Origin of the sequence: uncultured Gimesia sp., assembly GCF_937919775.1 — a bacterium.
Taxonomy (GTDB): domain Bacteria; phylum Planctomycetota; class Planctomycetia; order Planctomycetales; family Planctomycetaceae; genus Gimesia.
This window is the reverse complement of record NZ_CALFPF010000740.1, coordinates 1-5289: the sequence shown is the minus strand read 5'-3', so window position 1 is coordinate 5289 and position 5289 is coordinate 1. Positions and strand designations below refer to the sequence as shown.

The 5289-nt window shown below is 48.3% G+C and carries 7 protein-coding genes and 1 pseudogene; 1 reads left to right on the top strand and 7 read right to left on the bottom strand.

The annotated features are described in order from the left end of the window. Positions 1-92 precede the first annotated feature (92 nt). The 5 genes from Q0294_RS21000 to Q0294_RS20980 form a co-directional block, all read right to left on the bottom strand. Positions 93-410, bottom strand: a complete 318-nt coding sequence (locus Q0294_RS21000) for a hypothetical protein (protein WP_299469364.1) — start codon at positions 408-410, stop codon at positions 93-95. Between the two features lie 94 nt (positions 411-504). After that, entirely contained in the window at positions 505-906 is a 402-nt protein-coding gene (locus Q0294_RS20995) for a hypothetical protein (protein WP_299469362.1), read from the bottom strand. A gap of 351 nt (positions 907-1257) precedes the next feature. Then, a complete protein-coding gene (locus Q0294_RS20990) occupies positions 1258-1815 on the bottom strand; it encodes a 2'-5' RNA ligase family protein (RefSeq protein WP_299469360.1) in 558 nt (185 codons plus the stop codon). Positions 1816-1889: 74 nt separating this feature from the next. Beyond that, positions 1890-2792, bottom strand: coding sequence for a hypothetical protein (locus Q0294_RS20985; RefSeq protein WP_299469358.1), 903 nt, complete (start codon positions 2790-2792; stop codon positions 1890-1892). Positions 2793-2831: 39 nt separating this feature from the next. Beyond that, complete coding sequence (locus Q0294_RS20980; RefSeq protein WP_299469356.1) at positions 2832-3128, bottom strand: hypothetical protein; 297 nt, start codon at positions 3126-3128, stop codon at positions 2832-2834. Positions 3129-3512: 384 nt separating this feature from the next. Between Q0294_RS20980 and Q0294_RS20975 the strand changes: the two genes are divergently transcribed. After that, positions 3513-3932, top strand: coding sequence for a hypothetical protein (locus tag Q0294_RS20975; RefSeq protein WP_299469354.1), 420 nt, complete (start codon positions 3513-3515; stop codon positions 3930-3932). Between the two features lie 52 nt (positions 3933-3984). Here Q0294_RS20975 and Q0294_RS20970 read toward each other — a convergent pair whose 3' ends face one another. Together Q0294_RS20970 and Q0294_RS20965 are read right to left on the bottom strand one after the other, a co-directional pair. After that, positions 3985-4101 carry a helix-turn-helix domain-containing protein gene (locus Q0294_RS20970; RefSeq protein ID WP_299469366.1) on the bottom strand — a complete coding sequence of 39 codons (117 nt, stop codon included), beginning with the start codon at positions 4099-4101 and terminating at the stop codon, positions 3985-3987. A 306-nt stretch (positions 4102-4407) separates the two neighbouring features. Beyond that, positions 4408-5223, bottom strand: a pseudogene (locus Q0294_RS20965) (sigma 54-interacting transcriptional regulator); the annotation flags it as partial. Positions 5224-5289: the final 66 nt, after the last annotated feature.

The window sequence follows — 5289 nt, the reverse complement described above, 5'->3', positions numbered from 1 at the left end:
TATTCCAGGTAGTTTGCAATCATGTTTCTTACTGGCGCCAAGCTTCTTATGGCTTACTATTAATAAACAGAATTTGATTCTGCCTGAATCTATCAGGATTTTGGTCGATCATCAATTGAAATTATATGAATTAGCGTCCTTAGCAGAATTGCCAGCTCGCGACCTATGCCGAGACTGGAATTAACCGCGGCTAACGCCGTGCGGCTGATGACGGTTTTCTTCGTTTCGGTGTCACCTTTCCGGTGCCTGCTTTGTATGCCAGCAATGCCCGCAATGAGGAGGATGCCACCGATTAACGTTGCGGCGACCGCGGCGAGGGTATCATCGGTTAAGCCGCGACTTTGAAACACGGCGGCAACGCCGAAGAAAGTCAGCGCAAGCAGAATGGCGATGACCGAGAGCGGGAGCATGACCCAATTCGGTACCACAGCAGGTCGGGATGTGTTTTCCTGAGCCCTCATTGCACAGTGCCGCTCCGGTTCAACAGATTGTGATGTTGACATGTTACGGTTGATATTTAATTCGACACTCTTTGTTGGGGAGTGTTTGACGCAGCTCTTGAATCCCTGCGGAAGTCACTTTGGTTCCAGTCAAGTCGATTTCGTCCAACAGAAGTCCGTGAAGTTCTTTAAGTCCTTCATCAGTAATTTGAGTATTCCTCAGATAAACGCCGTGGCACGGCGAAAGATAGCGAACATATTTCATGTCGGTGTCTGTTGCATCCGTATCGTCAAGAGAAACGATCTCGTAGACGGTCGCCCCCCACCCAGTATCGTGTCTTACGCCTCCGCCGAGGTTTTCGATGTGCGAAATGGAACGAGTTGTTTGGTAATCAATCACGCCGAACGTGCCAAGAATCGCACTAATACATGTGACGGAAGTGATTGCGATTGCATTTTGTGACATTCTTTCGACATCGCTCCGTCAACATAACGATTGCTAGACAGAATTTGATTCTGTCTAAATCTATCAGGATTTCGGTCTATCATCAATTGGTATTATATGAATTTGCATCCACAGCAGAATTGCCACCTCGCAATCTTTACCGGGATTGGTATAAACCGGGGCTAACGCCGTGCGGCTGATCTTGTTTGCGGTAATTCGCCAGTCGGCATTCCCTGTTCCACCACGCGGTCAACCGCGAGGCGTTCGTTATTAGCCGCAGGGCGTTAGCCCCGGTTCCTTTCTGTCCATTTTTGACTGCACATCTCGATGGTTTTTCTTTTACAAAGACAAATTCAAATTAAGAAACACGACCTAGGCGTTAGCTGCAGCGTCTTGTTCGGCATTGAGCGATGTCTGATGAAGTAAGTTGCATCTAATCAAGGTGGGATCCAGGTCGTAAACGGAGATCGTGTCGATCAGGAAGGGAGCGTTCGGGAAAGCGTGATGCGTGAGCTGATCTACTTCCTCTGGAGGAAGTACGGATCCGGCTCGAAGGGTGCAGTGCGGATTATAAGGAAAGCGCGAAGGGCTGAATGGTATCTCAGAATGACGGAGTAAATCATGAAGCTCATCAAATCGGGTGCGTTCTAAGGGAGTGAGATAGACAATCGATGTGTTGGGAAAAGAAGCGATCCGAGAAAAAGCGACTTTGAAGGGGCAGACTGCTGAGAACACAGCATCCACTTGAGCGACGATCAGTGAGAGGTCCGTTCCCGCAGGAATCGGTCCCAAACCAGAAGAACCGGCGAGCGTAATCTCTACTGGTAGCGTGGCAGTAATACTGGCGAAGTCATCCCGAATCGCCTGAACCTCGCTTCGAATGCGCTCAGGTAACTCTGCAACAATATAGCAAGGATGGCGAGTTTTCATTTATTTGCCTGTCGATTGATAGACAGACATTGATTCTGCCTATTACCAATTGCGTTATAAAAGGGTTCCGCAGACTAATCGAAGTTCATGTTCTTAATGTGTGCCGCGGCGGCGTCTGCCAGTACGTCGCGGAACATGCGGTCGGGATTGTCGAAAAAGGCGATGCTGATTCCTCGGTCGACGTGGCGTGTGGCCAGCAGGGTCAGCATCGGCGTCGGTGGGACATAACGCTCCATATAAATCAGCCGCACCCCTTCCTTGTTAGTGTGAAACAGTCGCTCAAAGTACTGCATGGCAAGGTTATCATCGCGGGCCAGCACGGCTCCCTTCACCCCGACGCGCAACTGCTTCCACTCGGCGGGTGTCAGTTCTTTTTTCCAGGACATGACCTGCTGATGCATTGCGTTGAGCTGGCTCGCGGCGGCGCCTGCCAGATTCGCCTCGATCATTGGCAGCATCGCCCGCGTGAAAGTATGCAACTCTTCGGTGCTGAACTGCTGCTGTTGAATGACCTGGTCAAGGAACTGCTTCGAAGCGCCCAGGATCTGTTTCTGCCGTTCGAGGTCTGTGCCACATAGACCAATCTGATCGATTTTTTTCTCGACCCGCTGGAGCCGTGCATGGTACTCGTTGAGTTGTTGAAGTCGTGGAGTATCGAGTGGGCCGGCACCCTGGGGACCCAGCATGAGATAAATGGCCACCGGCAGATGTGCAAAGACCTTGAACGTATCGTACGCGGGAAGACTCAATTCGGCCGTGGTTTCCATTTTGTTGCGGACCAGCACGAGTTGCCCGTCGCGGAGCAGGATGATGGGCCCGCCGGTGGCGAGGTTGAGTTCCCTGGCGACGCCGTGGGCTTTGATGAAAGCGCCATTCAAATCGGAAAGCGCAGCACCCGCCTCTGCGTCAATCTCCGCCGAATAAAGCGGCGGTGCCAACAAGATGACAACAAGGCCAGCGAAAAATAATCGTCTCATACTTATGTCTCCCGTAAATCAGAAGAGTGATAAAAGGTGTCAGTCTTCTATAATTGTTCCGTCTGAATGAACAATTTTGCTATGTTTGTAGGCCCCTTCTGAGTCATATTCGTTTTTGAATTTCTGATCCAGATTGCCTTCGTAATCAAATATTTGCCCTTCGATATATCGGATTCCCATCTTTTTTCGAAATTCGTTGTCATCAATGATTGGGTGAGAATCACAGTAATAATCATCGACAGGTAGAGATATATCCAATATTTTATTTTGAGATGCACCAAAAGCGACTAAGAGAACTGTTGCAACAGGACTGGGCTCTTTTGCTTTAGCCATCATGTTTTCTCCTTTTTCTGCCTTATCTCTTAATTTAATCTCCAGCCAAATGTTTCACGCCTTTCATCACCCGACACCCATTTACTTAACCCGCACCAGCACGCGTAAGCGTTTCACATCGTACTGTGATGTGTTGTCGGTGAAGTGCAGATGCGGGTTTTCCCGTGCTGATAGATTGTGATCTATGGTCTCATGCTGAGAGCACAGATGTGACAAAATGACTCGAAACGTGAGTGTATGATCCATTTTTCAAAGTCAGTTTCGTTGATTGCCGAATACATGAGGTAGATATTTGCTACGCACGTTGATTGTACTCTTCAACGACCTTGGGAGCAATTCGTCGATAACCAAGCCAGTGTTAAAATCTCATACCAGAAAGGGAGCCTGATGTCCTCTACTGCATTATACGAGTCGGGACGAAACTCATTAACAAACTTGATCGGATGGTTCAGTTTATGTCTCGTGGCGGCCGGGTGGGGCGCAGAGTTTGATACGACCATCAGGCATTTATGGGCCAATATCGGGTTGTTCGGTCTGGTTTCGATGATTGGTTTGAAAGTGGTTCAATGGTCGAGGCTGAAAAAACAGCAGCGGGCTACAGAGTTGCGTGTCGATAACGACATGAAAAGAATCTCTTGTGGAAAGCAGACGACAGCACTGCTCATTGCAGAACTCGATCGTCTCGGCATTGAAGAGCATGAATACAAACAGATAGAGCGGAAATCCCATTCCACCGACGACGAATTAATTTCATTAATCAGTCACTGGGTTCAAATGAATCCGCAAATTGATCATGAAAGAAGATAATGCTGCCGTGATACTTCTCAGAGCTGACAGTCTGACGCACTTCCGAACTCCGTCACTCTTTTTCCAGAATGCGGTACAGGGTTCGGCGGTGCATTCCGAGAGTTCTGGCAGCTTCGGCTTTATTTCCACCACAACGTTTAACAACCTCGCTGATCATATGACATTCCATAGATTTAAGATCGCCGAGAAACGGAACGGAGATGGCTTCATTACTTTGGCTACGAACTGGTTGCCGAGTTTGTTTCAGTTGTTTTGCTACAATTAAACTGTCCTCAAGTAACACCATCCGGGATATTACACTCGACAGTTCCTGCACATTACCGGGCCATTCATAACCGAGGAGTAATTCCCACACTTCATTACTCATCCGGCGTCTGCATTCCCCAACAGGACAGTTCCAGCTATTACAGAGTTGTTCCAGAAGATGCGTTGACAGTGGAACGATATCTTCACGACGTTCACGGAGCGGGGGAACATTAATCGGAAGTACGTTTAAATTATCGTAGAGACTCCGATGGAATTGACCTTGAGATACTGCCAATTGAAGGTCGGCGGTCGTTGATGTAATCAGTCGAACAGCGCTGGCCGACGAAGATGCTGACCAGGGAGCTCTGATACAACCTTCTTCCAGCAAGTTCAAAAGTTGTTTTTGTTCACACTTCGGCAGCTGTTCGATATCTTCAAGAAAGATGGTTCCCATATGCGAGCGATCCGAAGACCAGTTTTGCTTCAGATTTTCCAGAACTCCAATGCCTAGATTGTTGAGATGCTCACTGCTCACAATCGCTGAGCAGTTGATATGTGTAAACGGAGCTTCTGCAAACGGGCTATGATTATGAATCAGTCTTGCCAGTGTTTTCTTTCCAACCCCGACCTCGCCCTGAATTAGAACAGGCATGTCTACCTGGGATATTTTTGTTATCAGTGAAATCACTTTCCGCATCGGAACGCTTCTAGCGATAAAACTTTCCAGAGGAAAATGCTGGGACGGATGATCGTTAGATTTCAACTGCGCAGTTGAATGGTCGATTTGCTTCGCACCGATGGCACGGCGGAGAGAGCGAACGATTTGTTCCGGGCTGAAAGGTTTTGTAATGTAATCGCAGGCTCCCAGACGCAACGCTTCGATGGCAGAATCGAGAGACCCAAATCCGGTGATCACCACAGAAGCGATATTCGGGTGAATCTGAAGTGCTTTACGAATCAGATTGATTCCATCTCCGTCCGGAAGTTGTAGATCTGTGAATAACACATCGACACGATTGTGTTTCAGATGCTCCAGACCTTCTTTTCCATTGGATGCTAGTCCTTAAACCAGCGTAGCTGGTGTCTGCAAATTGGTTGAAAGTTGAAAACC